General features: G+C 65.3%; 20 protein-coding genes and 1 riboswitch. Of the genes, 13 read left to right on the top strand and 7 right to left on the bottom strand.

What is annotated here, in order from left to right; translation table 11 throughout:
* Positions 1-34: 34 nt before the first annotated feature.
* Both map and VF34_RS18275 read left to right on the top strand, forming a co-directional pair.
* Positions 35-910 carry a type I methionyl aminopeptidase gene (map, locus tag VF34_RS18280; RefSeq protein WP_045841850.1) on the top strand — a complete coding sequence of 292 codons (876 nt, stop codon included), beginning with the start codon at positions 35-37 and terminating at the stop codon, positions 908-910.
* Between the two features lie 37 nt (positions 911-947).
* Positions 948-2477: a cobyric acid synthase gene (locus VF34_RS18275; protein WP_027496719.1), complete on the top strand. Its 1530-nt coding sequence runs from the start codon at positions 948-950 to the stop codon at positions 2475-2477.
* Here VF34_RS18275 and VF34_RS18270 read toward each other — a convergent pair.
* Genes VF34_RS18270 through VF34_RS18260 form a run of 3 tightly spaced genes read right to left on the bottom strand, consistent with a single transcriptional unit; the run spans position 2461 to position 4462 of the window.
* Complete coding sequence (locus tag VF34_RS18270; RefSeq protein ID WP_027496720.1) at positions 2461-3156, bottom strand: hypothetical protein; 696 nt, start codon at positions 3154-3156, stop codon at positions 2461-2463. The genes VF34_RS18275 and VF34_RS18270 overlap by 17 nt on opposite strands.
* The gene (locus VF34_RS18265; protein ID WP_032390104.1) at positions 3153-4103 is read right to left on the bottom strand and encodes an ABC transporter ATP-binding protein; all 951 of its coding nucleotides are present in this window, start codon (positions 4101-4103) and stop codon (positions 3153-3155) included. The genes VF34_RS18270 and VF34_RS18265 overlap by 4 nt, the downstream gene beginning before the upstream one ends.
* Positions 4100-4462, bottom strand: a complete 363-nt coding sequence (locus VF34_RS18260) for a GntR family transcriptional regulator (protein WP_027496722.1) — start codon at positions 4460-4462, stop codon at positions 4100-4102. The genes VF34_RS18265 and VF34_RS18260 overlap by 4 nt, the downstream gene beginning before the upstream one ends.
* A 106-nt stretch (positions 4463-4568) precedes the next feature.
* On the opposite strand from VF34_RS18260, the gene VF34_RS18255 reads away from it, so the two are divergent.
* The gene (locus VF34_RS18255; protein WP_027496723.1) at positions 4569-5135 is read left to right on the top strand and encodes an alpha/beta fold hydrolase; all 567 of its coding nucleotides are present in this window, start codon (positions 4569-4571) and stop codon (positions 5133-5135) included.
* Positions 5136-5142: 7 nt separating this feature from the next.
* Here the strand turns inward: VF34_RS18255 and mtr are convergent, their stop codons facing one another.
* Together mtr and VF34_RS18245 are read right to left on the bottom strand one after the other, a co-directional pair.
* Positions 5143-6528, bottom strand: coding sequence for a mycothione reductase (gene mtr, locus VF34_RS18250; RefSeq protein ID WP_032400577.1), 1386 nt, complete (start codon positions 6526-6528; stop codon positions 5143-5145).
* Entirely contained in the window at positions 6525-7565 is a 1041-nt protein-coding gene (locus VF34_RS18245) for an alpha/beta hydrolase (protein WP_032383400.1), read from the bottom strand. Before VF34_RS18245 ends, mtr begins: the two co-directional genes overlap by 4 nt.
* 191 nt (positions 7566-7756) lie before the next feature.
* On the opposite strand from VF34_RS18245, the gene mqo reads away from it, so the two are divergent.
* From mqo to VF34_RS18195, 10 genes are all read left to right on the top strand, one after another.
* Positions 7757-9277 carry a malate dehydrogenase (quinone) gene (mqo, locus tag VF34_RS18240; RefSeq protein WP_027496726.1) on the top strand — a complete coding sequence of 507 codons (1521 nt, stop codon included), beginning with the start codon at positions 7757-7759 and terminating at the stop codon, positions 9275-9277.
* Positions 9278-9288: 11 nt separating this feature from the next.
* On the top strand, positions 9289-9765 hold the full coding sequence (locus tag VF34_RS18235; RefSeq protein ID WP_027496727.1) for a GNAT family N-acetyltransferase: 477 nt from the start codon (positions 9289-9291) through the stop codon (positions 9763-9765).
* Positions 9766-9850: 85 nt separating this feature from the next.
* A riboswitch (adenosylcobalamin-variant (AdoCbl-variant) riboswitch) is annotated at positions 9851-9943 on the top strand.
* 54 nt (positions 9944-9997) lie between these two features.
* Positions 9998-11935, top strand: coding sequence for a magnesium chelatase subunit D family protein (locus tag VF34_RS18230; RefSeq protein WP_045841849.1), 1938 nt, complete (start codon positions 9998-10000; stop codon positions 11933-11935).
* Positions 11936-11946: 11 nt separating this feature from the next.
* Entirely contained in the window at positions 11947-12567 is a 621-nt protein-coding gene (gene cobO / locus VF34_RS18225; protein WP_045841848.1) for a cob(I)yrinic acid a,c-diamide adenosyltransferase, read from the top strand.
* A complete protein-coding gene (locus VF34_RS18220) occupies positions 12561-13955 on the top strand; it encodes a cobyrinic acid a,c-diamide synthase CobB (RefSeq protein WP_045841847.1) in 1395 nt (464 codons plus the stop codon). Before cobO ends, VF34_RS18220 begins: the two co-directional genes overlap by 7 nt.
* Complete coding sequence (locus VF34_RS18215; protein WP_052059733.1) at positions 13946-14335, top strand: cobalamin biosynthesis protein; 390 nt, start codon at positions 13946-13948, stop codon at positions 14333-14335. Before VF34_RS18220 ends, VF34_RS18215 begins: the two co-directional genes overlap by 10 nt.
* A 37-nt stretch (positions 14336-14372) precedes the next feature.
* Positions 14373-16040 carry a DUF7800 domain-containing protein gene (locus tag VF34_RS18210; RefSeq protein WP_045841845.1) on the top strand — a complete coding sequence of 556 codons (1668 nt, stop codon included), beginning with the start codon at positions 14373-14375 and terminating at the stop codon, positions 16038-16040.
* Positions 16041-16112: 72 nt separating this feature from the next.
* Positions 16113-17795: an ATP-binding cassette domain-containing protein gene (locus VF34_RS18205; protein ID WP_045841844.1), complete on the top strand. Its 1683-nt coding sequence runs from the start codon at positions 16113-16115 to the stop codon at positions 17793-17795.
* An 11-nt stretch (positions 17796-17806) separates the two neighbouring features.
* Entirely contained in the window at positions 17807-19042 is a 1236-nt protein-coding gene (cobA, locus tag VF34_RS18200; RefSeq protein WP_442970676.1) for a uroporphyrinogen-III C-methyltransferase, read from the top strand.
* Positions 19043-19049: 7 nt separating this feature from the next.
* The gene (locus VF34_RS18195; RefSeq protein ID WP_032366427.1) at positions 19050-20537 is read left to right on the top strand and encodes an MFS transporter; all 1488 of its coding nucleotides are present in this window, start codon (positions 19050-19052) and stop codon (positions 20535-20537) included.
* 13 nt (positions 20538-20550) lie between these two features.
* Here VF34_RS18195 and mgtE read toward each other — a convergent pair whose 3' ends face one another.
* The gene (gene mgtE / locus VF34_RS18190) at positions 20551-21897 is read right to left on the bottom strand and encodes a magnesium transporter (protein WP_045841842.1); all 1347 of its coding nucleotides are present in this window, start codon (positions 21895-21897) and stop codon (positions 20551-20553) included.
* Positions 21898-21941: 44 nt separating this feature from the next.
* Complete coding sequence (locus VF34_RS18185) at positions 21942-22841, bottom strand: nuclear transport factor 2 family protein (protein WP_052718692.1); 900 nt, start codon at positions 22839-22841, stop codon at positions 21942-21944.
* Positions 22842-22878: the final 37 nt, after the last annotated feature.

Genomic DNA, 22878 nt, shown 5'->3' with positions numbered 1-22878 from the left:
TCTGGACACGGTTGCGACGACTACTCTGGACGGCATGTCTGTCACCGCCGAGAGCAAGCCCCGTCAGCCACTCGTGCCAGGCGTCGTCTCGCCCGTCCTCTCCGTGCCGAAGTCGATCGAGCGACCCGAATACGCGTGGAAGTCGACCGTGAACGAAGGCAGCGAGCCGTGGGTGCAGACCCCCGAGGTCATCGAGAAGATGCGCGTGGCGTCGAAGATCGCGGCTCGCGCTCTGCAGGAAGCGGGCCGGGCCGTGGCACCGGGAGTGACCACCGATGAGCTCGACCGTATTGCACACGAGTACATGGTCGACCACGGCGCTTACCCGTCCACGTTGGGCTACAAGGGTTTTCCGAAATCGTGCTGCACCTCGCTGAACGAGGTCATCTGCCACGGCATCCCCGATTCGACGGTGATCGAGGACGGGGACATCGTCAACATCGACGTCACCGCGTACATCGACGGTGTGCACGGCGATACCAACGCGACGTTCCTGGCGGGTGACGTGTCCGAGGAGGCGCGCCTGCTCGTCGAGCGGACACACGAAGCGACGATGCGGGCCATCAAGGCGGTCAAGCCGGGGCGCGCCCTGAACGTGGTCGGGCGAGTGATCGAGTCCTATGCGCACCGTTTCGGCTACGGCGTGGTGGAGGACTTCACCGGCCACGGCATCGGTACGACGTTCCACAACGGCCTCGTCGTGCTGCACTACGACCAGCCGTCGGTGGAGACCATCATCGAGCCGGGCATGACGTTCACCATCGAACCGATGATCAACCTGGGCACGATCAACGCCGAGATGTGGGACGACGGCTGGACCGTGGTCACGCACGACAAGAAGTGGACCGCACAGTTCGAGCACACGCTCGTGGTGACCGAGACGGGTTGCGAGATCCTGACACTGCCGTGAGCGGAGCCTGCGGAGTGAATAGAAATCTGATACTGCCGTGAAAGGCGCTCTGTTGGTCGCCGGCACTACCTCCGATGCAGGCAAGAGTGTGTTGGTCGCCGGCCTGTGCCGGATGCTGGCGCGGCGGGGTGTTCGGGTGGCCCCGTTCAAGGCGCAGAACATGTCGAACAACTCGGTCGTCACGTTGGACGGCGGCGAGATCGGCCGGGCTCAGGCGATGCAGGCGGCCGCTTGTGGCCTCGAGCCCAGCGTGCGGTTCAATCCGGTGTTGCTCAAGCCCGGCAGTGATCGGACGTCGCAGTTGGTGGTGCGCGGGCGTGCGGTGGCCCAGGTGAGTGCGAGCAACTACATCGAACATCGGCAGGCGCTCCGGCATGTGGTCGCCGACGAGTTGTCCTCGCTACGTGCCGAATTCGACGTGGTGATCTGCGAGGGTGCCGGGTCACCGGCTGAGATCAATCTACGCGCCACCGATCTGGCCAACATGGGATTGGCGAGGGCGGCGTCGCTGCCGGTGATCGTGGTGGGCGACATCGACCGCGGGGGAGTGCTGGCGCACCTGTTCGGGACGGTGGCGGTGTTGTCACCCGAGGATCAGGCTCTCGTGGCAGGGTTCGTGATCAACAAGTTTCGGGGTGATCCGGCTCTGTTGGCACCGGGGCTCGACCAGTTGCGGGCGTTGACCGGTCGGCCGACGTACGGAGTCGTTCCGTTCGCCGACGGGTTGTGGATGGACGCGGAGGATTCGCTCGGCACCGTTCCCGATGCGCCCGTGGGCAGGCCCCGTCCTCCGCTCGGCTCGCAGTGGCTGCGGGTGGCGGCGGTGCGATTGCCGAGGATCTCCAACACGACCGATGTCGAGGCGCTGGCGTGCGAGCCCGGAGTGTCGGTGCACTGGGTCACCGAGCCTTCTCGGCTCGAGGATGCGGATTTGGTGGTCGTCCCCGGCAGCAAGTCCACGGTGTCGGATCTGGAATGGTTGCGGCGCACCGGTCTTGCTCGTGCCCTTTCCGAGCGCGCCGCTGCGGGGAGGCCGGTTCTCGGCATCTGCGGCGGTTACCAGATGTTGGGCCGAACCATCTCTGATTCCGTGGAGTCAGGCGTCGGAACGGTCGAGGGACTGGGATTGCTCGATCTCGACATCGAATTCGCGGCCGAGAAGGTACTCGTGCAGGTGAGTGGTCGTTCCGTCACATTCGGCTCGGATCCCGTGCGGGGGTACGAAATTCACCATGGACGAGTGGTCCGGAACGAAGACGATGCCCTGCTGACGACCGCGGGGGGCGTCGGCGAGGGCAGTGTGCGTGGCGGTGTCGTGGGAACTCACTGGCACGGACTCCTCGAATCCGGTGATTTCCGTCGATCCTTTCTTGCCTGGGTGGCGGGGAAGGCGGGTCGCGCAGGATTCGAGGTTGCATCCGACACGTCGGTTGCGGCCCTTCGCGAACAGCAGTTGGATCTGCTGGCGGATCTGGTGGACAGCAACATCGATATCGACGCCGTTCTCGATCTGATAGAGAACGGCGTCGACGGCTCGACGAAAAAGATCGTTACGCAGATGCTTTGAGCAAGCCCATCCAACTGACGGTCGAGAAGATCCCGGTGATCACGAGCGGAACGACCACCAGCAGAAGCACGCGTGGGGTGTCGGTGAAGAAAGTCCCGACGTCGGGCCACCAGTTCTGCCACGTGATCACGATCGCGCCGCCTCCGAAGACGACGAGGCCGGCGAGTCCGAGCGTGAACAGACCGTTCGTGCGGAAGCGCCGGTAGACGACTCCGACGAACGCCCCGATGGACCCGATCAGCAGTAGCCCGATCACCAGAGTCAGCCACTGCAGGAGCGGGTTGTCGGTGGCGTAGCGGGCCAGACCGAACATGCGGATCTTCAGCCCGAAGCCGCCGGTCGCGGCTTCGACGACCGACAACAGGTAGACGATCGTGCCGAGGGCGACCGATTGTGCTACCCCCACCAGTGCTGTCGCAGTGAGGAATTCGCGACGTGTGATGCTCAGGCTCAGGGCGTACGGGAAGCACTGGGTGATAGCCGTGACGTAGAAGGCAATAGCGAACCCATAGACCGAGAACACGCCGCCGCTGAAGCTGAAATCCGAATCGCTTTCCGGAACGACCGAGAAGATGCCGTAGGTGATCACGAACACTGCGACGAGAATTCCCAGGGGCCACGCGAATGTGGTTGCCCAGGAGGTGTTGTGGACCCGAGCTACGTTCAATATGCGCTTCATGACAAGGCCTCCTCGGCGGTGGTCGACTCGTGGATAGAGCCGGAATGGGCAGTGGTTCGATCGATGATCAACTGCTGCAACGGAATCGGTTCGATGCTGAGACCGGACGCCACGCCGAGGGATTGCTGGTGATCGTTCAGTCGCCCGTCGATCGTCGCTCGGGCTGTCGAGCCGAGAGCAGTTCTGTGCAAGATTCGATGCTCTGCAGCGAACCGGTCGACAGCCTCGGTCGGACCGGTGATCTCGAATGCTCTCTCGCGCAGATCGTCCGACTCGGCGTCGAGCAGTATTCTTCCCTTGTCGATGAGAATCACGTGCTCGATCAGATTGCTGACCTCGTCTATGAGGTGTGTCGACAGAACGACCGTTCGGGGGTTCTCCGCGTAGTCGGCCAGCAGCCGGTCGTAGAACATGTGTCGTGAGACTGCGTCCAGCCCCAGGTAGGGCTCGTCGAAGAAGGTGAGTGGCGCTCGGGACGCGAGACCGATGACGATTCCGAGTGCCGACGTCATTCCGCGAGAGAGCTTCTTGATCTTGCGACCCAACGGGAGGTCGAAATCGCGCAGCAATTCGGCGGCGAAGTCGTTGTCCCAGTGCGGAAGAATGTGGGAGGCCTGCGCAATGGCGTTCTTGACCTTCAAATCGTCGGGATACTTCTGGCTTTCCTTGACGAAGCACACGTGACTCAGAGCGCGTGGGTTCTCCCACGGGCGTTCGCCGAATACCGAGATCTCACCATCACTTTCGCGCATCTGGGCGGTCATCATCTGCATGACGGTGGTCTTGCCTGCTCCGTTGCGGCCGAGGAAGCCGTAGATCTTGTTGCGTTCGATCTCGAAGCTCACGTCGTCGACGGCGGTGAACGAGCCGAACTTCTTGGTCAGGTGTGTGGCCGACGCAACGACGCGGCGGAGTTCGTCGGGCGTACCGATATCGTGGATGCTCATCGCGCTGCCTCCCAGTTGTCGAGCATGGTCTTGAGTTCGTCCACGGTCATTCCGAGCTTGCGTGCCTCGGTGACCAGCGGGTCGATGTACTGACGGGCGAACAGATCGCGTCGACGGAACCGGAGTGCGTCCCGTGCGCCTGTGGTGACGAACATTCCGATCCCTCGTTTCTTGTAGACGACGCCGTCGGCGACGAGCTTCGCGAGCCCTTTGCCCGCTGTGGCCGGATTGATGCGATGGAACGCGGCGAGCTCGTTGGTGGAGGGAACCTGTTCTTCCTCGGCCAGGGAGCCGTCGATGATCGAGTTCTCGACGAGCTCGGCGATCTGCAGGAAGATCGGCCTGCCCTCGTCCATCAGAGCCACCGCCGCGGCGGCGAGGTTCGGTACCTCACTGGTTCATTACTCATGTAACTAACCATAGAACCGGTGCGTGGTTCTGGCAAGAGGCAGTACCGTCGTCCCCATGGAGTTCACGCATGTGAGTGCTGCGGGCGGGTCTGTGTCGGTACGAGTAGCGGGACCGGACAGTCGGCACGCCGTGCTCCTGTTGCCGGACATCGGCGATTCGGTCGATGGCTACGACTCGGTGAGCGAGCGCTTGCACAACTCGGATCTGAAAACCGTTGCGGTGGAAGACATCGACGGAGTGGGGGACGACGCTGTTCTCGCCTTGCTGGACGAGCTGAAGCTGTCGTGGGTCCACCTCGTCGGGAGCGGTGCCGGTGCGGAATCGGCCTGGAGACTGGCGGCGAAGACTTTCGGTCGGTTTGCCAGCCTCATCGCCGTGGATCGTTGCCACCCGGCGATCGCCGACCATCGGGGCATCGTGCGGGACGCCGATTGCCCCGCAATCGAGTTGCCGACGACCCTGGTCATCGGCAACTCCGAGATGCGTCCGTCCGCCGACAACAGCGGCCGCTTCGTCTACTCGGACTTTCGGGTCGTCGCGCTCGACGGCGTCGAACATGTCGCGGCCGACGCCCCGGCGGCGCTGGCCACGGAGATCGTGCTCCGCACCAGCCCCTGGTGATCGAAACCTACAGGTCGAGGCCCAGGAGGGCGTTCTCGACCACCTCGGGCAGTCCTGGGTGGATCCAGTACTGACCACGGGCCATGTCCTGGGCGGACAGTCCGAAGCTCATCGCCTGGATGAGCGGCTGGATGAGAGTCGGGGCCTGAGCTCCGATGATGTGAGCCCCGAGTATCTTGCCGGTGCCCTTCTCGGCGATGATCTTGCACAGCCCTTCGCTGTCCTCCATCGCCCAGCCGAAGGCGACGTCGCCGTAGTTCTGGACCTTCACCGTGATGTCGAGCCCTGCGTCTCGGGCCTGTTCCTCGGTCATACCCACCTCCGCGATCTGCGGATCGGTGAACACGGCAGCGGGAACGAAGCGGTGATCGTAGGTACGCAACGCGGACGTGTCGCCGTGCCAGGCGTCCTGCAACAGGTTGTGCTGGACGACGCGCGCTTCCTGATTGGCCACATGCTTGAGCTGATACGGCGAGGAGACGTCGCCCAGTGCGAACACGCCCTCGGCGGTGGTGCGGCCGAACTCGTCGACAACGATGCGGCCCTCGTCGTCCAGCTCGATCCCGGCAGCACCGAGATTCAGTCGGTCGCCGTTGGGCTGACGGCCGACGGCCACGAGAAACGCGTCTCCGAGGACCTTGGTGCCGTCCGAGAGTTCGACGCCGTGCAGTCCGCCCTCGGAAATCCCGCGCGTGTCACCGGAGTCGAGGTGAACGTCCCACTTGGCCCGGGCGAGCTCGGTGAATCGCTTCGCGATATCGGCATCCAAAGCGCGCAGCAGCGAATCCTTGCGGGCGACGATCGACACCTTCGACCCGAGTGCGGAGAAGACGTGCGCGAATTCGGCTGCGATGTAACCGGATCCGAGGATCACGAGGTGTTCGGGAAGTGCCGGTAAACGCATGACGTCGTTGTTGGTGTGGTAGTCGACACCGGAATCTTCGATCGATTGCGGCACGATGGGACGCGAGCCGGCCGCGATGACGATCCGGTCGGCCGTGATGGTCGTGCCGGTTCCGGTGTCGATGGTGCGCGGCCCGACAAAGCTCGCGTGACCTTGGAACAGCGTCACGTTGGGGCTGCCCTCGGCCCGGTATCGCTTACCGCCCTCGGAGATGGGGTCGATGCGTCCGAAGACCCGCTCGACGATGTCCGGCCAGCGGACGGCGTCGACGTGTGCATCGATGCCGTACTTGGCGGAATCTCGCACGGTACGGGCGACCTCGGCCGCGTAGACGTACATCTTGGTGGGGATACAGCCGACGTTGAGGCAGGTTCCGCCGAACGTCGAATTCTCCTCGATCAGGGCGACCTTCTTGTCGTCGAACCTCTGATCGACGATCGAGTTTCCCGAGCCGGAGCCGATGATGACGACGTCGAAGTGCTCAGTCATGAAATGTGTCCGATCTCGGTGTGATCCTTGCCCGACGCGTGGTCGGTCTTCTCTCCTCGGTGCAACCACTCGAGCCATTCGTCCATTTCCTCGAAGGCCTGGGCGCGAGGGCCCTCGGTGGACAGGAAGACGTCGTGGCGTGCGCCCTCGATGGGGACGATGGAGGTTCGATCACCCAGGCAGCCGGCCCAACGGGCGATCTGCCGGACGTCGAGAACGGCATCGGCCGCGTCGACGGCCGAGCTGTAGCGGCGAGAGAAATGCGTCACTTTCGAGCGAAGGATCAGCGAGGGAATTCCGATATCGAGGCCGCGGTGCAGCTCGGCATGCCCGTGCCGGACCGCACGGATCCAGCCGAAGGTGATGGGGAAGCCGGCGAGGGGTTTCCAGTCCAGGTCGTAATCCCACTCGCCCTGCTCCGATGCCGCGAGGGAAAGGCCGTAGGTGTCCAAGCCGCCCCCGGGAACCGGGGTCTTGGCCCGGAATCTGCCGATGACGTCGATCGCCGCGGTACCGACGCTACGTATCGCAGGCGGGCCCTGCAGGTCGAACCAGGGGCTGTTGAGGACGACGCCTGCCAGGCCCAACCCGGACGAGCCGCCTTCCTGACGGTTGAGACGGTTGAGCCACAGCGGCAACACGAGGCCACCGGTGGAGTGCGCCATCAGCAGCACCGGCGCGTCCGCGCGCTCGGCGCGCACCAGGCTCAGCGCCTCGTTCAGCTCGGCGTCGTACATCGCCAGATCGGTCACGAAGTGTGCAGTCTGGCCCTCACGGCGCGATCGTCCACATTTGCGCAGGTCGAGCGCGTAGAACGCGTATCCCTTGGCGGCGAAATGCTCGGCGATGTGTCGCTGGAAGAAGTAGTCGGTGAATCCGTGGACATAGATCACCGCGCGGTCGAAGTTGGCGACACCCGGCGGTTGATACCGCACCAGAGTGGCCTCGACCTGGCCCTCGCCGTCCGGATCGTCTCCGAGTGGGATGGTCGTCTGTTCGTAGCCGTCGCCGAGGACATCGGGAACCCAGGTAGTCACAGATCACAACTGTAGTGGGCGCCGCCGACAGCGTCCGAGGAGCACAATCGAGAGCAGGTTGACGTGGTGTCCGATGGGGTAGGCCCAGCTAGTAACCTGACCGCATCGGGTGAGTAACCCTCTACAGAAGAGTTCTCGGACCGATACCGCCACCGGCCGAGACCTTTACAGACAAGGAAGTCGATTCTCCAGTGTCCACAGATGAGCAGGGTAAGCGGATCAAGACCGACGTCGTTCTGGTCGGTGCCGGAATCATGAGCGCCACCCTCGGTGCGCTGCTCCGTCAGCTCGAGCCGAACTGGTCGATCGACGTCTACGAACGTCTCGACGCCGCAGCGGCCGAGAGCAGCGACGCGTGGAACAACGCAGGCACCGGGCATTCGGCGCTCTGCGAGCTCAACTACACGCCGCAGAACAAGGACGGCAGCGTCGATATCGCCAAGGCGCTCAACGTCAACGAGCAGTTCCAGGTCTCGCGGCAGTTCTGGGCCCACGGCATCGAAACCGGCGTCCTCTCCGACGCCAAGAACTTCATCAACCCGATCCCGCACGTGAGCTTCGTGCACGGCGAGGACAACGTGAAGTACCTGCGGGCGCGCTACGAGGCGCTCGTCGGCAACCCCCTGTTCGCCGGCATGGAGTACATCGATTCCAAGGACGAGTTCACCGCGCGACTGCCGCTGATGGCTCGTGGCCGTGACTTCTCCGATCCGGTTGCGCTCAACTGGAGTCAGGAAGGCACCGACGTCGACTTCGGTGCACTCACCAAGCAGCTGCTGAACTACCTGTCCGCGGCGGGTGGCACCGTGCACTTCGGGCACGATGTGCGCAACATCACCAAGCAGTCCGACGGCACGTGGGACGTCAAGGTGGCGAACCAGCGCACCGGTGCCAAGAAGACCGTCAACGCCAAGTTCGTGTTCGTCGGGGCGGGCGGCGGCGCGCTGCACCTGCTGCAGAAGTCGGGCATCGCCGAGATCAAGGGCTTCGGCGGGTTCCCCGTAAGCGGCGAATGGCTGCGGTGCACCAACCCCGAGCTGATCGAGCAACACTCGGCCAAGGTTTACGGAAAGGCCTCGGTGGGAGCACCGCCGATGTCGGTGCCGCACCTCGACACGCGCGTCATCAACGGCCAGCAGGGATTGTTGTTCGGACCGTACGCGGGATGGTCACCGAAGTTCCTCAAGCAGGGCAAGATCACCGATCTGCCCGGCTCGGTCAAGCCGGGCAACCTGATGTCGATGCTCGGCGTCGGCGTCACCGAGCTCGGGCTCGTGAAGTACCTGGTGAGCGAGTTGGCTCAGTCGCAGGCCGATCGGGTCGAGACTCTGCGGGAGTTCGCGCCGACCGTCGTCGCCAAGGACTGGGAGCTGGTCACGGCCGGTCAGCGTGTGCAGGTGATCCGGAAGAAGGGACGCGGTGGCGTTCTCGAGTTCGGCACCGCTGTGGTCAACGCTGCCGACGGCAGCATTGCGGGCCTGCTCGGTGCCTCTCCCGGCGCATCGACAGCCGTACCGGCCATGCTGGACGTGCTGCAGCGGTGCTTCGGAGACAAGTACGACGCGTGGCAGCCCAAGCTCAAGGAAATGGTCCCGTCCCTGGGGGTCAAACTGGCTCAGAACAGCTCGCTGTTCGACGAGGTCTGGGCCTGGACCTCGAAGACGCTGGAGCTGGAAAGTTCGCGTGAGCTCGCACAGCACACGGGTGTGTGATAGCAAAAGGTATGAATACGCAAGCAGCAGCTCTCAAACGATCGTGGGCACTAGACCTGTCCAACAGCACGTTGTACGACCTGTTGAAGCTGCGTGTCGAGGTGTTCGTGGTCGAGCAGGCATGCGCCTATCCGGAGTTGGACGGACGCGACCTGCTGACCGAGACGCGGCACTTCTGGCTCGAACGAGATGGTGAAGTGGTGTGCACTCTGCGTCTGCTCGAAGAGCACGACGACGGCGAGAAGGCGTTCCGTATCGGCCGCCTGTGCACCCAGCGTTCGGCCAGGGGACAGGGACACACCACACGAATTCTGCGGGCCGCCCTGGCCGAGGTCGGTTCGGCACCGTGCCGGATCAACGCGCAGAGCTACCTCGTCGACATGTACGCCAAGCACGGCTTCCTGCCCGACGGCGAGGAAGTACTCGAGGACGGTATTCCGCACACTCCGATGCGTCGCGGTGGCGGCACCGCCTGGAGCGAGGCGTAACAGCCCGTTCGGATCCGAAGCTACGAATGCCACACACGTCCAGGCGTGTGTGGCATTCGTTCGTTCGGCGGTAGTGTTCCGTTCGAAGTCGAGTGCGGAGAAGTCCTGTGAGAATCAGGCGCGGTCCCGCCACTGTGATCAGGAGTGTTCTCCTGTCAGCCAGATCGCCGCCCGGCTTCGTGTAGTTCACCGAACGCTCGGCGCGGAACTCCGAGCACGAAGGGAATTGGTTGTGCAGCGAGAGAGCAGTGTCCCCGAACCGGGGTATCCGTTCAGTGCGATCGTCGGTCAGGATCAGCTGCGGTTGTCGTTGATCCTGTGCGCGGTGCACCCCGGTATCGGCGGTGTGCTGGTGCGCGGCGAGAAGGGGACCGCGAAATCGACGGTGGTTCGCGCGCTCGCAACTCTGCTGCCTGCCGTCGAGGACGAGGACGGTGCCCGCCCGGCCAAGCTGGTCGAGCTTCCGGTGGGAGCGACCGAGGACCGCGTGGTGGGGTCCATCGACCTCGAGAAGGTACTGCGCGACGGGGAACGAGCATTCCAACCCGGCCTGCTCGCAGCGGCACACCGCGGCGTGCTCTACGTCGACGAAGTGAACCTGTTGCACGACCATCTCGTGGACGTCCTGCTCGACGCGGCGGCGATGGGTCGCGTACACGTCGAACGAGACGGCGTATCGCATTCTCACCCAGCACAATTCGTCCTCGTGGGCACGATGAATCCCGAGGAGGGAGAGCTCCGGCCACAGTTGCTCGACCGATTCGGTCTGGCGGTCGAGGTCACCGCGTCGCGTGATGTGGACGTGCGCATGAACGTCGTGCGCAGGCGTATGAACTACGAGCGTGATCCCCACGCGTTCGCGGCAGCGTACGTCGACGAGGACGCCGCCGTTGCAGCGCAGATCGTGGCCGCACGCACGATCCTCGACGATGTGGTGTTGAGCGACAAGGAACTTCGGCGCATCGCCGCGCTGTGCGCATCGTTCGACGTCGACGGTATGCGCGCAGACCTGGTGGTCGCGCGTACGGCCTCGGCCCACGCTGCGTGGCGAGGTGCGAGCGAGGTGACCGAGGAGGACGTGCGCGTCGCGGCCGAATTGGCGCTACCGCACAGGCGTCGACGCGACCCCTTCGACGAGCCGGGTATAGACGACAAGCAGCTCGACGACGCCATGCGCGACGCCGCCGAACAGGCCGAGCAGCAACCCGATCCCGAGCCGGAACCGGATCCCGACGGTGACGGCGGAGCACCGAAGCCCGACGCGGCGGATAATTCCGACGCGCCGTCGAGTACGGAATCCGATGCGCCGCAGGAACCGGCCGACAGCCAGGAGAAGGCCCCGACCGGTGCGGGCAGCGACCGGCAGGCAGGAACGCCGGGCGCGCAGTTCAAGGCGCGGCTCATCGAGCTTCCCGGGGTCGGTGAAGGTGCTCCGGGTAGGCGCTCGCGGTCGAGGTCCTCGTACGGACGGTCGGTTCGTCCCACCGTCGAACCGGGCCGGGGTCTGCATCTGATCGGTACGTTGTTCGCGGCAGCCGAGCAGCAGGTGGTGCGTGGGCGCACGTCCGGTCGGCTGCGACTGGCGCCCGAGGACCTGCGCGGAGCCGTCAAGGAGGGACGCGAGGGCAACCTCATCGTCTTCGTCGTCGACGCGTCGGGATCCATGGCTGCGCGAGATCGACTGTCGGCGGTGACGGGTGCGGTGCTCTCACTGCTCCGTGACGCCTATCAACGGCGCGACAAGGTCGCGGTCATCACCGTGCGCGGCACCGAGGCCGAGACAGTACTGCCGCCGACGTCCTCGGTCGATGTCGCTGTGACGCGGCTGCGAAAGATGAAGACCGGGGGCAAGTCTCCGTTGGCGCAGGGATTCCTGACCGCGCGAGAGTTGGTGCTGCGCGAGAAGGTTCGAGACCCGCTGCGGCGCGCGTTGGTGGTCGCTCTGACGGATGGGCGTGCCACGGGCGGCACCGATCCCGTCGGTCGGGCGCGAATCGCAGCCGGCCGCATCGCGGCGGACAAGATCGCGTCGGTCGTCGTCGACTGCGAGTCGGGCATGGTGCGCCTGGGATTGGCCGCGGACTTCGCCGGCTGTCTCGGAGGCGGATACGTGGCGCTCGCGGACCTGTCGGCCGAGCAGGTCACCGCCGTCGTTCGCGCAGCGGCGTAGGAGGACACGCGATGCCACAGGGAGTACCTGTTCCGGGAACCGTTCCGGAGGACGGCCTCACGACTCGTCAGCGCCGCAATCTGCCGGTGCTCGCCGTCCACACCGGTCCCGGCAAAGGGAAGTCGACCGCTGCGTTCGGAATGGCGTTGCGAGCCTGGAACCAGGGTTTCGACGTCGGCGTGTTCCAGTTCGTCAAGAGTGCGAAGTGGAAGGTGGGCGAGGAAGCGGCATTTCGTGCTCTGGGCGACGCGCACGAGAGCACCGGAATCGGCGGCGCTGTGGAATGGCACAAGATGGGCGAGGGGTGGTCGTGGACTCGCAAGAAGGGCAGCGAGGTCGACCACGCCGACGCCGCGGCCGAAGGCTGGCGTGAGATCGCACGGCGCATCGAGCAGCAATCCCATCGCTTCTACGTGTTGGACGAATTCACCTATCCACTCAAGTGGGGCTGGGTCGACGTCGCGGAGGTGGTCGAGGTGCTGACACATCGGCCGGGCAACCAACACGTCGTCATCACCGGCCGCGACGCTCCGCCGGAGTTGATTGCGGCCGCCGACCTCGTCACCGAGATGACCAAGGTGAAGCACCCGATGGATGCGGGTCGCAAAGGGCAGCGGGGCATCGAATGGTGAACCGGTCGTGTCCGGCCGTGGTGATCGCGGCACCCGCGTCGGGCAGCGGAAAGACGACGGTCGCCACCGGACTGATGGGTGCCCTGCGCGGTGCCGGCCGTCGGGTCGCTCCGTTCAAGGTCGGCCCGGACTACATCGATCCCGGTTACCACTCGCTCGCCGCGGGCCTGCCCGGTCGAAATCTCGACGCGGTCATGGTCGGTGCCGACCGCATCGGCCCACTGTTTCTACACGGCAGCAGCGGCTGCGACATCGCAGTGGTCGAAGGCGTCATGGGCCTGTTCGACGGCAAGATCGACATGACCGGTCCGGGGGAGGCGTCCGCCGAGGGCTCGACCGCGCGAGTGGCGGCCATGCTCGGCGCGCCGGTGGTGCTCGTGGTGGACGCACGCGGGCACAGTCAATCCCTCGCCGCCGTGCTGCACGGATTTTCCACCTACGACTCGAGTGTGCGGATCGGCGGTGTGATCCTCAACCGCGTCGGCAGTGATCGGCACGAACAGGTGCTCCGACAGGCCTGCGAACGAGTGGGTGTTCCGGTTCTGGGCTCCCTGCCGAGGATGAGTGAATTGGTCGTTCCGTCACGGCATCTGGGGCTTATCACCGCGGTGGAGCACGGCGGTGCCGCTACCGATGCGGTCGACGCGATGAGTGCATTGGTCGCACAGTTCGTGGACATCGAGGCGGTCGAGGCTCTGGCGCGTTCGTCGGTGACCGTCCCGGCCTGGAACCCTGCGCTCGAGGTCAGACCGTCCGGCGGCGCACCGGTGATCGCTGTCGCGGGCGGCCCGGCGTTCACCTTCGGCTACACCGAGCACGTCGAACTGCTCCGGGCCGCCGGCGCAGACGTTGCGGTCTTCGATCCGCTGCGCGACGGATTACCCTCGGGCACAGCAGGAGTGGTACTTCCCGGCGGGTTCCCGGAAGAGCATGCCGCCGCCCTCGCGGCGAACGAAGTGCTACTCGCCGATATCAGGACAGCTGCAGCCCGCGGATTGCCCATCCATGCCGAATGCGCCGGGTTGCTCTATCTCGCACGGAGATTGGACGGCCACGCCATGGCCGGGGTAGTCGACGTCGACGCGGAATTCGGGAACACGCTCACCCTCGGGTACCGCGATGCCGTCGCCCTCGAATCGTCGACGCTGTTCGACGCGGGTAGTCGCGTCACCGGCCACGAATTCCACCGAACGAAACTGGTGGACGTCCGAGAGAGCGCACCGGCGGCGTGGGGTTGGCACAAGCACGGGGTCGACGGCAGAACCGCCGCACGCGAGGGTTTCGTGCAGGGTGGTGTCCACGCGTCGTATCTGCACACACACGCGGCGGGGAACCCCGAGTCCATCACGCGATTCGTTTCTGCCGCACACGATTACGCGTGCGTGTGAAGCATGGCGTCGTCATCGGAATCGGTGCCCGAGCCGGGGTCGGACCCGACGAGGTACTGCAGGCGATCACCGAGGTGATGCACGAGAACTGGTCGGTGGTGAGCATCGCATCGATCGACCGAAAAGCAGAACTGGTGGCAGCGATCGCGTCGAGAATGGGTGTTCGAGGAGCGACGTTCTCGGCGTCGGACCTGTCTGCAGTCGTCACCGAATCCGGGTCGGACCGGGTGCGAGACGCAGTCGGTACTGCCAGCGTCGCGGAAGCGTCGGCTCTGTTGGCCGGCTCGGCGCGGCGGCTGCTGGTTCCGAAGGCAGTCGGTGCCACCGTGGTCGTCGCGGTGGCCGCGACGGACGAAGAACCGGCGGATCTGTCGCACTGACTGGCGAAAGCGAGCCGACGAGGGCACTGTGGGTCGAATGAGTTCCGACAGTCTGGTTCTACTCGGCCCGATCGTTCGTTATGTCGGCACCGAGACCGCGACCCTGTGGTTCGAGATGGCGCACCCGTGCACCGTCACCGTCGTCACCGATGTCGGCGTCCGAGCATCGGAACGAACGTGGGGAGTGCACGGTCACCACTTCGCGCTCGTACCACTCGAGGGCCTGGCCGCCAACGCGCCGGTGAGCTACGAGGTGTTCGTCGACGAGCACAGGGTGTGGCCGGAGGACGGCAAGCGAGCCAGCATCCACACCGTGGACGCAGCGGGGCCGGTCACGCTTGCGTTCGGGTCGTGTCGGCGCGGTGACGATTACAGCGCGAAGTCTCTGAAGACGATCGGTGCCGATGCACTCGCCGGGCTCGGATCTGCCCTCATCGAGCAGGATCCGGGCCAGTGGCCCCAGGCCCTGTTGCTTCTGGGTGACCAGGTGTACGCCGACGACCCGTCGCCCGAGATAGTCGAACGACTGCAGGCGCGACGGGAGTCGGGAGAGGGACCGACCAGTGCCATCGGCACCGACGCGGAGAACGAGATCTGCGACTTCGAGGAGTACTCGTGGCTCTATCGGGAATCGTGGGGACTCGAGCCGGTGCGGACGCTGTTGGCGAGCATCCCGTCGTGCATGATTCTCGACGATCACGATCTGCGCGACGACTGGAATTCGTCGGCCTCCTGGCGTCGTGACATCGAGACCCGGCCGTGGTGGAACGACCGTGTGATCGGGGCGTACTCGTCGTACTGGGTGTATCAACATCTGGGCAATCTCTCGCCGAAAGAACTGGCGGGGGACGAGATGTACGCCGCCGTTCGCTCCGCCGAGACCGATGCGGATCGCGAGAAACTGTTGGCCGACTTCGCGTTACGTGTCGATCGAGCCCCCGAGACCGGCCGGTGGAGCTTCTATCGAGATTTCGGCGACACCCGTCTGATCATGATCGACTCACGCTGCTCACGAAATCTCGACCCCGACAACCGCGAAATGGTCGACGAGAAGGAATGGGCGTGGGTCCGCGAGCGCGCACTCGAGACGACGCCCCGACACCTGCTGTTCGGATCGTCACTGCCGTACCTGATGCTGCCGGCACTGCATCATCTAGAACAGTGGAACGAGGCTGTGGCACAGGGGAGTTGGGGGCCGAGGTCGGCCAAGGTGGCCGAAAAGATGCGAATCGGACTCGACCTCGAGCACTGGGCCGCATTCACCAACTCGTTCAACGACATGGCAGCCCTGACGCGTGAGCTCTCGCGCGGTGACGACAAGCCCGCGTCGATCATGTGGCTCTCGGGAGACGTGCACTGCTCGTACGTCGCCAACGCCGACTTCGGTGTCGGCGGGCGCGACGTGCCTGCGACGTATCAGCTGACGATGTCTCCGTTCCGCAATCCGCTGAATCTGCCGATCCGCGCGGTCAACAAACTTGCCGTCAAACGCCCGGCGGCGAGGATTCTGTCGAAGCTCGCACGGGCCGCCCATGTGGGCCCGTCGGGTGTCGAGTGGCAGGCCGAGGCGGGCCCGTGGTTCGACAACGGGGTCATGCTGCTGACCCTGCACGGCGACTCGGCGCGACTGCAGGTCCACCATGCCCACGTCGACGACGCCGGGAAGCAGGTCCTGACACGAACGTCCAGCCTGGCGCTCGCCTAGAGCAGGCATCCCCGCCAGGCTCGGGCGAAAACGATTGGCCATCGAGGGGCTTATGAGGTTGGCTGGTTCGTTGTGGCCCATCTCGAACTCAACGACATCGTGTACTTTCTGCCCGACGGACGGCAGCTGCTCAACGGCGTCGGCTTCCGGGTGGGCGATGGTGCCAAGACCGCACTGATCGGGCCCAACGGAACCGGTAAGACGACGTTGACGCGCATCGTGGCGGGCGACGAGGCTCCCGACGAGGGCGCGGTGTCGAGCTCCGGTTCGCTCGGGGTGATGCGGCAGTTCGTCGGGCAATTGCGAGACGACTCGACGGTGCGTGATCTGTTGCTGTCGGTCGCGTCCCCAGCCGTGCGGTCCGCAGCTGCTGCGCTCGACGCCGCCGAGAACACGATGATCGAGGTCGACGACGAGAAGACCCAGATGAAGTACGCGCAGGCCCTGTCCGATTGGGGCGACGTGGGCGGCTACGATCTGGAACCGTTCTGGGACAAGGTGACCACGGCTGCGCTCGGTATGCCGTTCGATCGCGCGAAGTGGCGCGCGGCTTCGACGCTCAGTGGCGGTGAGCAGAAGCGGCTCGTGCTCGAGTCGTTGTTCGCCGGCACCGACGATCTGCTGCTGCTCGACGAGCCGGACAACTACCTCGACGTGCCCGGCAAACGTTGGCTCGAAGCGACCATTCGCGACTCCGACAAATCCGTCCTGTTCATCAGCCACGACCGGGAGCTCATCGCCAACGCTGCCAACCGGATCGTGACCCTGGAGCAGGGGGTGAGCGGGGCCACCGCGTGGGTGCACGGCGGTGGGTTCGCGACGTATCACGCAGCGCGGGAAGACCGGAACGCGCGACTCGACGAACTGCGCAGGCGGTGGGACGAGGAATTGGTCAAACTGCGCGCGCTGGTGTTGCGTCTGCGCGAGAAGGCGAAGTTCAACGACGGCGTCGCCGCCCGCTACCACGCATCGCAAACGCGACTGGCCAAATTCGAGGAGGCCGGACCGCCCGAGGCTGTGCCGCTCAAGCAGCACGTCACCGTCCGGTTGCGCGGTGGTCGAACGGCCAAGCGTGCGCTCGTGTGCACGGCCCTGGAACTGACCGGCCTGATGAAACCGTTCGACACCGAGATCTGGTACGGCGATCGCGTGGCGGTATTGGGTTCCAACGGCTCGGGCAAATCGCACTTCCTGCGTCTGCTCGCCAACGGCGGCACCGATCCCGAGAAGGAGCACGAGCCGGTCCAGGAACTCGCACTCGCGCCCGTTCCGCACACCGGGACAGCGGTACTCGGGGCCCGGGTACGGCCCGGTCTGTTTGCGCAGACGCACACGCGTCCGGATCTCGCCGGCAACACGCTGCTCGAGATTCTTCACATGGGCAACGAGCACCGGGACGGCATGGGCCGTGAGGCTGCCGGCCGAGCGTTGGACCGATACGGTCTGGCGCGCGCGGCCGAACAGTCCTACGACAATCTGTCGGGCGGGCAGCAGGCACGTGTGCAGATTCTTCTGCTCGAGCTCTCCGGCGCCACGCTGCTGCTGCTCGACGAGCCGACCGACAACCTCGACCTGATGTCGGCCGATGCGCTCGAAGACGCCATCGCGGCATTCGAGGGCACCGTGATCGCGGTGACACACGACCGGTGGTTCGCCCGCAGTTTCGATCGATTCCTGGTGTTCGGTGCCACCGGGCAGGTTTACGAAGCAGCCGAGCCCGTATGGGACGAGAAGCGAGTCCAGCGCGCGCGGTAGCGTTTCCTCTCGTGAACGCGACTGACTCTCCCTATCTGGTCGGCCTGAATCTCGAAGGGCGGCGCGTCGTCGTGGTCGGTGGCGGCACCGTCGCACAGCGTCGACTACCGCTGTTGATCTCGTCCGGAGCAGTGGTCCACGTGGTCACCCGCGAGGCCACTCCGGCCGTGGAGGCAATGGCGACAGCAGGGCAGGTGACGCTCGAACTGCGCGATTACCGCCACGGCGATCTGGCCGACGCCTGGTACGCCATCGCCTGCACCGACGAGGCCGAGACCAATATCGCCATTGTTGCGGAAGCGACCGCGTCCAAGATTTTCTGTGTCCGTGCCGACATCGCCAAGGACGGCACAGCCGTCACTCCGGCGTCGGCCGAATGGGACGGCCTCACGCTGGGAGTGCTGGCAGGCGGCGAACATCGCCGATCGGCCGCCGTGCGCAATGCCGTCGTCGAAGCGCTGCAGTCCGGCGTCGTGGCCGACTCGGCGCACGCGCCGCTGACCGGTGTCGCGCTCGTGGGCGGCGGGCCGGGCGACCCGGATCTGATCACCGTCCGGGGCCGCAGACTGCTGGCATACGCGGACGTCGTGGTGGCCGATCGGCTGGCTCCACCGGAGTTGCTCGCCGAACTCGGACCACACGTCGAGGTCATCGACGCCTCGAAGATTCCGTACGGCCGGGCAATGGCGCAGGAAGCCATCAACCAGGCGCTGATCGACGGTGCCAGGGCCGGCAAGTTCGTGGTTCGGCTCAAGGGCGGTGACCCGTACGTCTTCGGTCGCGGTTACGAGGAGCTCGAAGCGCTGGCCGCCGAGGGCATTCCGGTCACGGTGGTACCGGGCATCACCAGCGCGATCTCGGTTCCGTCCTCGGCCGGAATCCCGGTGACGCATCGCGCCGTCACCCACGAATTCGTCGTCGTGAGCGGTCACGTGGCCCCCGATCATCCCGATTCTCTGGTCGACTGGGACGCGTTGGCCAAGCTCAAGGGCACAATCGTGTTGCTGATGGCCGTCGAGCGCATCGGGCTGTTCGCCGATGTACTCGTGGCGGGCGGCCGCCCGTCGGACACCCCCGTCATCGTCGTTCAGGAGGGCACCATGCGCACCCAACGTGAAGTTCGGGCCACGTTGAGCACCGTCGCCGACGCGGTCCGCGAGGCCGAAATCAGGCCGCCGGCGATCGTCGTCATCGGCACCGTGGCCGGGTTCTCTGTACACGCCGGTAACGTGAACGCTCGTGCCTGAGTCATCGATGTCCAACACCTCCGCCACCGAGATCAAGTACCCGGTGACGACTCGAGCGTTCGGGATGGCGATCATCGTCCTGAGCGGGCTGCAACTGATGGTGGTTCTCGACGGCACCGTCGCCAACCTGGCCTTGGCTCCGCTGCAGGCCGATCTGGGTCTGTCCGACGCCGGGCGCAACTGGGTGTTGACCTCCTACGCGTTGGCCTTCGGTGGGCTGATGTTGCTCGGCGGCAGGCTCGGCGACGCCTTCGGGCGAAAGAAGATGTTCCTCGCCGGCGTCGTCCTGTTCACGATCGCCTCGTTGCTGTGCGGACTGGCAGTCAACGAAGCCACGCTCGTTGCGGCGAGGGCACTGCAGGGGGTCGGTGCCGCGGTGGCGTCGCCCACGGCATTCGCGCTGGTGGCCACGACGTTCGCTCCGGGCCCGGTGCGTAATCAGGCCATCGCCATCTACGCCGCCATGACCGGTGTCGGGTCCATTGCCGGGCTCATCATCGGCGGCGCTCTGACCGAGGTGTCGTGGCGTTGGATCTTCCTGATCAACGTACCGATCGGCATCGTCATCGTCGTGCTCGCCGTCGTGTCGCTGCAGGAGACCGTCGGGGCGAAGCTCGCCCTGGACGTGCCGGGTGCGATCCTGGCGACCCTGGGCTGCACGGGTGTGGTCCTCGCGCTGAGCGAGGGTACCGAGCTGGGCTGGTCTAGCCCGATCGTCATCGTGTCGTTGATCGCCGGACTGCTGTTCCTCGGATTGTTCCTGTTGGTCGAGCGACGGGCCGAGAACCCGCTGCTGCCGTTCTCGTTGTTCGTCAGTCGCGATCGAGTGGCGACTTTCGTCGCAATCTTCTTCGCCGGCGGGGTCATGTTCTGTCTCGCTGCATATGTGGCGTTGTTCGTGCAGGACATTCTGGGCTACAGCCCGCTGCATGCCGGCCTGGCTTTCGTGCCGTTCGCCTTCGGTCTCGGTGCCGCGGCGTTCCTCGCGTCGCAACTGGTGACTCGGATCGCTCCGCGCTGGCTCATTCTCTGTGGTGCGGTCATCATGGTCGGCTGGCTGCTGGTGTCCGTGACGACGATGGACGCGGATTCGGCGTACTTCCCAGGGTTGTTCTTCCCGGTGATCGGGATCGGCTTCGGCGTCGGTCTGACGGTCGTTCCGCTGCCTCTGTGCGCCATCGCGGGCGTGAGCCCCACCGAAATCGGTCCGCTGACGGCAATCTCGCTGGTCGCCCAGACCCTCGGCGGTCCTCTGGCGCTGGCCGTCATCGGGGCACTGGTCACGTCGCGAACACTGTCCCTCGGCGGCATATCCGGGCCGGCGACTCTGATGAACGACAGTCAGCTCGACGCACTGAGCTCCGGGTACATGTTCGCGCTGTTCTGTTGCGCGGTCTGCGCCGTGATCGCCGGGATCGCCGCACTGTTCATCCGATTCACCCCGCAGCAGGTGGCCCAGGCGCAGGCCGCGCAGGAGGACGCCCAGAAGGGCTGACGAGCGGGGCCGATCAGACTCCCAGTACGGCCTTCGCGATGAGGAAGTAGACGATCAGGCCGGTCGCATCGCAGAAGGTCGAGATGAAGGGCGTCGAGAACACCGCGGGGTCGACGCCGATCTTCTTGGCGATCAGCGGCATCGCACCGCCGACCGTCGCGGCGAGCGTGCATATCGACAGCAGCGTCGTGCCGATGACCAGGCCCAGGTGCCAGTCGTAGACGAGTCCGGCGATGACGAACCCCAACGTCCCGAGCATCGCTCCCATCGTCGCGCCGACGCGGACCTCGCGAAACAGCACAGCGGCGATGTCGCGCGGGCGGACGTCACCCAGGGCGAGCGCGCGGGTCACCGTGGTCGCGGCCTGCGAACCGGTGTTTCCGCCAGTGCCGGTGAGCAGGGGAATGAACAGCGCGAGGGTCACCACCGCGGCCAGTGCGTGCTCGAAGATCTCGAGCACCTGCACGGTGAGGATGGCCGACAACGCCAACACGAGCAGCCAGACCACGCGCGAACGAACGATGGACAGGACCGGCGTCGACAGGTACGGCCGACGCAGCGGTTCCGCACCGCCCGCCCTGGCTGCGTCCTCGTCCTCGGCCTCCTCGAGAATGCGAGAGGACTGCTCGAGGGTGAGGATGCCGATCAGGCGCTGTTCGGAGTCGACCACCACCACCGCCGGACTGCGATGCTCGAAACACAGACGTGCCGCGACCTCCGCCGACGAGTCCGCCCGCACCACCGGGTGCGACGAATGGAGCTCTCCCACCGGCGTGGTCGAATCCGCCGTCGCGAGATCGGCGAGCGTCACCACACCGAGCAACGTACGACGGTCGTCGGTGATGGGCAGCAGGTACACCGATTCTGCGTCGGGACCGGTCCTTCGTACCGCGTCGAGAGCCTCGGCTGCCGTCGTGTCGTTGCGTAGGCGCACGTACTCCGGAGTCATTCGACGGCCGACCGACCCGCGGTCGTAGCCCAGCATCGGTGCAGTGAGCGCCCGTTGTGCGGGCGATAGGCCGAGCATCATGCGATGCGCGATGTTGGAGGGCAGCTCGTCGAGCAGTTCCACTCGGTCGTCGGGGTCGAGGTTCTCGAACAGGGCGATGACGTCGTCGCTACGCAAACTTTCGAACAGCTCGCTGCGAATGGTCGCGTCGAAACGCTCGAACACGACCACGGCCTCGTCCTTGGGCAACAGTCGAAACAGAACCGCCCGCTGCGCCGAGTCGACCCGTTCGAGCATTCTGACCGCGTTCGTCGTGGACAGACCTGCCATCAGGGTCGACAACGCGGCCACGTCGCGCTCGGCCAGTAGTTCCGATGTCCTGGTCACGATGTCGTCGAGAGTCTCGGGCACCGGTCCATTTTGCCTTGCGAGCGGTCATCGACCGACAGCGGTCGCTACTCCGGAACCACGTCCCAGTGCTCGACGATGGCGTCGTCGAACCGGAAGATATCTCCCGCGACGAAGGGGTCGGATTCTGCTGCGCCCGGCGCTTTCGCGAACGTCCACACCAGATCGCCGTCGGCCAGCGAGACGACCGATTCCGAGGCAGGGAACTGCGCGCCGCCGGCGAAGAACTGTTGCAGTGCCGCGGTGCCGTTGCCCGCAATCGGATTGTGTTGCAGGTAGGACGGGGCGAAGTCGGTCCCGAGCACGGACGCGTCGTGTTCGCGGAAGAGCGCGTCGTAGGTAGCCGTCACCGACATGCGTCGGCGCTCTTCCTCGTCCTCGGTCGGCTCGGAGGGCGCGGTCGGGTAGCGGTAGAGGTCACTGAACATGGTGTTGCCGCTCATCGACGTGGCCGGCACGGATTGCGTCATGGCCCAGTGCTCGGTGACCTTGCCGCTGTCGAAGGCGAAGAGGTCGATGTTCGCTTCACCGGTGGTCTCGGATGCCGGATCAGCGGTGGCCTGCCAGTGCACTGCCACCCATCTGCCATCGGCTGCGACATGCTTGACGACGGCTCGTGCACCGGGAATCCGTGTCCGGGTGGCCTCGAATCGGGCGACGATCGCGTCGGGCCCCACCGCTGGTCCAGGTCGATCGACGGCGTTCTCCGCCACGACCGACGCAGCGGCGGCAGGTTCTTCGGCCGTGAACGCAGATTCGAAGAGCGTCAGCGCTGCTTCTTCGTTGCGTGATTCGGTGACGCTGTCGGAGCGGTCGTCGGGCGACTGCGCGGCGACGGAGACGTCGTTCGGCTCCGGGGTGGAGGGCGACGTACCGCACGCCGTGATGGCGGACAGTGCGACCAGAACGGGCACGGTGAGTCGAGCAGCTGCGCGTGTTCGGTTCATGTCTGCTCAACTGACTTGAAGCTACAACAGTTCCCGA

Origin of the sequence: Rhodococcus sp. PML026 (genome assembly GCF_000963615.1) — a bacterium.
In the GTDB taxonomy this organism is placed as follows: Bacteria; Actinomycetota; Actinomycetes; order Mycobacteriales; family Mycobacteriaceae; genus Rhodococcoides; species Rhodococcoides fascians.
This window is presented reverse-complemented; position numbering and strand designations above follow the sequence as displayed.

Bases quoted from the DNA above. Each gene is read 5' to 3' on its own strand.
- map (WP_045841850.1), top strand. From the start codon at position 35: ATGTCTGTCACCGCCGAGAGCAAGCCCCGTCAGCCACTCGTGCCAGGC.
- VF34_RS18270 (WP_027496720.1), bottom strand. From the start codon at position 3,156: ATGAAGCGCATATTGAACGTAGCTCGGGTCCACAACACCTCCTGGGCA.
- VF34_RS18265 (WP_032390104.1), bottom strand. From the start codon at position 4,103: ATGAGCATCCACGATATCGGTACGCCCGACGAACTCCGCCGCGTCGTT.
- VF34_RS18255 (WP_027496723.1), top strand. From the start codon at position 4,569: ATGGAGTTCACGCATGTGAGTGCTGCGGGCGGGTCTGTGTCGGTACGA.
- mtr (WP_032400577.1), bottom strand. From the start codon at position 6,528: ATGACTGAGCACTTCGACGTCGTCATCATCGGCTCCGGCTCGGGAAAC.
- VF34_RS18235 (WP_027496727.1), top strand. From the start codon at position 9,289: ATGAATACGCAAGCAGCAGCTCTCAAACGATCGTGGGCACTAGACCTG.
- cobO (WP_045841848.1), top strand. From the start codon at position 11,947: ATGCCACAGGGAGTACCTGTTCCGGGAACCGTTCCGGAGGACGGCCTC.
- VF34_RS18220 (WP_045841847.1), top strand. From the start codon at position 12,561: ATGGTGAACCGGTCGTGTCCGGCCGTGGTGATCGCGGCACCCGCGTCG.
- VF34_RS18210 (WP_045841845.1), top strand. From the start codon at position 14,373: ATGAGTTCCGACAGTCTGGTTCTACTCGGCCCGATCGTTCGTTATGTC.
- VF34_RS18195 (WP_032366427.1), top strand. From the start codon at position 19,050: ATGTCCAACACCTCCGCCACCGAGATCAAGTACCCGGTGACGACTCGA.
- VF34_RS18185 (WP_052718692.1), bottom strand. From the start codon at position 22,841: ATGAACCGAACACGCGCAGCTGCTCGACTCACCGTGCCCGTTCTGGTC.